This window comes from Streptomyces phaeochromogenes, assembly GCF_001418655.1.
Taxonomy (GTDB): Bacteria; Actinomycetota; Actinomycetes; order Streptomycetales; family Streptomycetaceae; genus Streptomyces; species Streptomyces phaeochromogenes.
The window spans coordinates 1-4,491 of record NZ_LIQZ01000266.1; the positions used below are offsets into that span (position 1 = coordinate 1).

3 protein-coding genes are annotated in these 4,491 nt (G+C 70.2%); 2 read left to right on the forward strand and 1 reads right to left on the reverse strand.

What is annotated here, in order from left to right; translation table 11 throughout:
* Positions 1-209 precede the first annotated feature (209 nt).
* Positions 210-1,502, forward strand: coding sequence for a M14 family zinc carboxypeptidase (locus AOK17_RS31210; RefSeq protein WP_245697469.1), 1,293 nt, complete (start codon positions 210-212; stop codon positions 1,500-1,502).
* 60 nt (positions 1,503-1,562) lie between these two features.
* Here AOK17_RS31210 and pepN read toward each other — a convergent pair whose 3' ends face one another.
* A complete protein-coding gene (pepN, locus tag AOK17_RS31215) occupies positions 1,563-4,154 on the reverse strand; it encodes an aminopeptidase N (protein ID WP_055615930.1) in 2,592 nt (863 codons plus the stop codon).
* 113 nt (positions 4,155-4,267) lie between these two features.
* Between pepN and AOK17_RS49020 the strand changes: the two genes are divergently transcribed.
* A partial coding sequence (locus AOK17_RS49020) for a DUF1203 domain-containing protein (RefSeq protein WP_157881434.1) occupies positions 4,268-4,491 on the forward strand: 224 nt, incomplete at its 3' end.

Consider the following 4,491-nt stretch of genomic DNA (forward strand, 5'->3'; position numbering starts at 1 on the left):
GGCGGAGCCCCAGGGGACGGGGCGGGCAAGCGCGGCCTGGGTGAAAAAGGCACCCGGCATATTCACATAAGTTGATCTCCGTCGCCGTCGCCCCAAGGGCCCCTTGACACCCCGACCCGGCACATCGAGCCTTGACGGGGCGCGCTCCCCGGACCCCCGGAACCGCCTGTTCGAGACGCTCAACGGCCGTATCGAGGTGAGGAGTTGGCGTGAGGGCAGAGGGCGCTCGCAGCCGGGGGAACCCGTATCCCACCGTCGACGAGCTGGCGTGGCGCGCGCGGGCGATGGTCGCGGAGCGGCCCGGGACGTTGCGTCTGCGTACTGTGGGAACGTCCCGCGCCGGCCGGCCCCTGTGGCTGCTCTCCGCAGGCCACGGCGAGCACCAGATACTGACCGTGGCCGGCGCGCACGCCAACGAACCGGTCGGCGGTGCCTCGTCGCTCACCCTCGCCGAGGACTTCGTACGGGACCCGCGGGTTCTGGACGAACTCGGCTGCACCTGGCACTTCCTGCTCTGTCTGGACCCGGACGGCACGACCCTCGGTGAGCGCCGGTTCGCCGGACACCCGGCCTCCGCGCCGACGTTGGACGGCTACTACCGCGGTTTCTACCGGCCCGCGTTCATGAGCCAGCCCGAGTTCCCGCCCGTGGAGACGGACCCGCACACCGCGATGCCCGAGTCCCGCGCGCTGACCCGGCTCATCGACGAGCTGCGGCCCGTGGTCCAGTTCTCCCTGCACGGCGTCGAAGTAGGAGGATCGTTCCTTCAGCTGACCCGCCCCATACCCGGGGCACCGCGTGCCTTCCGTTCCGTGGCGGCGGAGCTCGGTATCCCGCTGGAGTACCGGCCGTTCGACGGCATGGGCTGGTTCGTCGACAGCCCCGGCGTGCTCGTCCTGCCCGACGGCAGCCCCGCCGACGAACGCGACCCCTCCGGCTACACCTCCCAGGCGACCTGGATGTACGCGATGCGGCACGGGACCGTCTCGGCCGTCGTCGAGGCCCCCTTCTGGAGCGTGGCCGGCGTCAGCGATCCCAGCCCCGTCACCCGGCCGCAGCGGGAGATCTCCCGGGCCGCCGAGATCCTGCTCAGCCGCGCCAAACAGCTGGAGAGGGTGCTCGGCGCGCTCGCCGACCGGCCGCCCGCGGACGAACGCCGGCTGCCGTTCCACACCGCCGCGCGCGAACTCATGGACATCGGCCCCGGCGTGGTCGACACCTGGAACACCCATGACGCGCACGGCCTCGGCGACGCCGAACTCGCCACCACCGTCGGCAACTCCGTCTCCCTCGGCATCGCCGCCCGCCGCATCCCCCTGCGCGCGGCAGCGATGATGCGCAGCGCCCTCGACCAACCGCCCGAGGCCCTCGACACCCTCGTACGCGACTGGAGCCAGGAGCTGGAGACCACCTTCGTCGCACGCTGGGTGCCGGTGCACCGGCAGACCGCCCTGCACATCCGCACGATGCTGCACCTGACCCGGCAGCTGGTCGGCACATGAAGAAGGGCGCCCGGTGTCACACCGGGCGCCCCCATCTGCGTACTGCCTACTGCGTACTGCCTACCGGGTCGTCGCCGCCGCGTCAGCCGCCTGGGCCCTGAGCGCGCGCTCGACGCCCGCGCGGGACTCCGAGATCAGCCGGCGCAGCGCCGGGCCGGGCTCGGCCGAGGCCAGCCACTCGTCCGTCTTGCGGAGGGTCTCCTCGGAGACCTGGACCGACGGGTAGAGGCCGACCACGATCTGCTGGGCCATCTCGTGCGAGCGCGAGTCCCAGACGTCCTTGACCGCCGCGAAGTACTTGTCCGTGTACGGGGCGAGCAGTTCGCGCTGGCCGGTCTGGACGAAGCCGCCGATCACGGCCTCCTGCACGGCGTTCGGCAGCTTGTCGGACTCGACGACCGACGCCCAGGCCTCCGACTTCGCCTCCTCCGTCGGGCGTGCCGAGCGGGCGGACGCCGCGTGGCGCTCACCGGCGGCCGTCTTGTCGAGCTCGTACTCGCCCGCGATCTCCGCCTCGTCGAACCGGCCCACCGCCGCGAGCTGCTGCACGAACGCCCAGCGCAGCTCGGTGTCGACGGCCAGCCCCTCGATGGTCTCCCGGCCGTCGAGCAGGCCCTCCAGGAGGTCCAGCTGCTCCGGCGTACGGGCCGTCGCCGCGAAGGCGCGCGCCCAGGCCAGCTGGTGGTCGCTGCCGGCCGCGGCGGACTTCAGGTGGGCCAGCGTGGCGTCCGTCCAGCGGGTCAGCAGTGCCTCGCGCGCGGTCGGGTCGGCGTACAGCTCGATCGCCAGCTTCACCTGCCGGTGCAGCGACTGCACGACGCCGATGTCCGACTCCTTGCCGATGCCGGACAGCACGAGGGACAGGTAGTCGCGCGTCGCCAGCTCGGCGTCGCGCGTCATGTCCCAGGCCGAGGCCCAGCACAGGGCGCGCGGCAGGGAGGACTCGAAGTCGCCGAGGTGCTCGGTGACGAAGGCCAGGGACTGCTCGTCGAGACGGACCTTCGCGTACGAGAGGTCGTCGTCGTTGAGCAGGATCACCGCCGGGCGGCGCCTGCCCACCAGCTCGGGCACGGCGGTCAGTTCGCCGTCGACGTCCAGCTCGATACGGCCGTTCTCGTCGTCCCGCAGCAGCTTGCCGCTGCTGTCGTCGAGGTCGTACAGGCCGACGGCGATCCGGTGCGGACGCAGCGTCGACTCGCCCTTGGCGCCCGCGGGCAGGGCGGGGGCCTCCTGGCGGATGGCGAAGGCGGTGATGACACCGTCCGCGTCCGTCTCGATCTCCGGGCGCAGGACGTTGATGCCGGCCGTCTCCAGCCACGCCTTCGACCAGGTCTTCAGGTCACGCCCCGAGGTCTCCTCCAGGGCGCCCAGCAGGTCGGACAGGCGCGTGTTGCCGAACGCGTGCCGCTTGAAGTAGGCCTGCACGCCCTGGAAGAACTCGTCCTCACCGACATAGGCGACGAGCTGCTTGAGGACGCTCGCGCCCTTGGCGTACGTGATGCCGTCGAAGTTGACCAGCACGTCGTCGAGGTCGTTGATCTCGGCCATGATCGGGTGCGTGGACGGCAGCTGGTCCTGCCGGTACGCCCAGGTCTTCATGGAGTTGGCGAACGTGGTCCAGGAGTGCGGCCAGCGCGACTGGGGGGCGTACGCCTGGCACGCGGCCTCGGCGTAGGTGGCGAACGACTCGTTCAGCCACAGGTCGTTCCACCACTCCATGGTGACCAGGTCGCCGAACCACATGTGCGCCAGCTCGTGCAGGATCGTGGCGGCCCGCACCTCGTACGCGGCGTCCGTTACCTTCGAGCGGAACACGTACTGGTCGCGGATGGTGACCGCGCCCGCGTTCTCCATCGCGCCCGCGTTGAACTCCGGCACGAACAGCTGGTCGTACTTCTTGAACGGGTACGCGTAGTCGAACTTCTCCTGGAACCACTCGAAGCCCTGCCGCGTGACCTCGAAGATCGCGTCCGAGTCGAGGAACTCGGCGAGCGAGGGCCGGCAGTAGATCCCGAGCGGGACCGACTGCCCGTCCTTCTCGTACACGCTGTGCACCGAGTGGTACGGGCCCAGGATGAGCGCCGTGATGTACGTGGAGATGCGCGGCGTCGGCTCGAAGACCCAGATGTCGTCCTTGGGCTCCGGCGTCGGCGAGTTGGAGATGACGGTCCAGCCGGTGGGCGCCTTCACGGTGAACTGGAAGGTGGCCTTCAGGTCCGGCTGCTCGAAGCTCGCGAAGACCCGGCGGGCGTCCGGGACCTCGAACTGCGTGTAGAGATAGGCCTGCTGGTCGACCGGGTCGACGAACCGGTGCAGGCCCTCACCGGTGTTGGTGTACGCGCAGTCGGCGACGACCCGCAGGATGTTGCGGCCCTCCAGGATGCCGGGCAGCGCGATCCGTGAGTCCTTGAAGACCTCGGCCGGGTCGAGGGAGTCGCCGTTGAGGGTGACTTCGAGGACGGCAGGGGCCACCAGGTCGATGAACGACTCGGCGCCGGTCTCGGCCGAGTCGAAGCGCACGGTGGTCACGGACCGGTAGGTGCCTCCCTCGCCCTGCGCGCCGGAGAGGTCGAGATCGATCTCGTACGAGTCAACGGTGAGCAGCTTCGCCCGCTGCTGCGCCTCTTCGCGGGTCAGGTTTGTGCCAGGCACGCGGTCATCTCCTCGTTATGTGTGGGTTGCGCCATCCTTCCACGGCTGATGCGGGGAATGCGATGTCCGTTTACCGCCGGTGGGAGGGGGGTGGGGGCGGGATTCTGGAACGCATGACGACATATACCGCGAGGCCGATCGAGCCGGGTGTGCTGAAGGAACTCCGTGACGTCGATGACGCGGGGCGGGCGTGTGTTCCGTTCGTGGAGGGGGAGGGCGGGAGTCCGCTGCGGTGCTGTCTGCGGCGGAGTGAGACGGGTGAGCGGATTGCTCTTGTCTCGTACGCTCCGTTGCGGCGGTGGGCCGCGGGGGTGGGGGTCGACCCCGGGGCGTACGA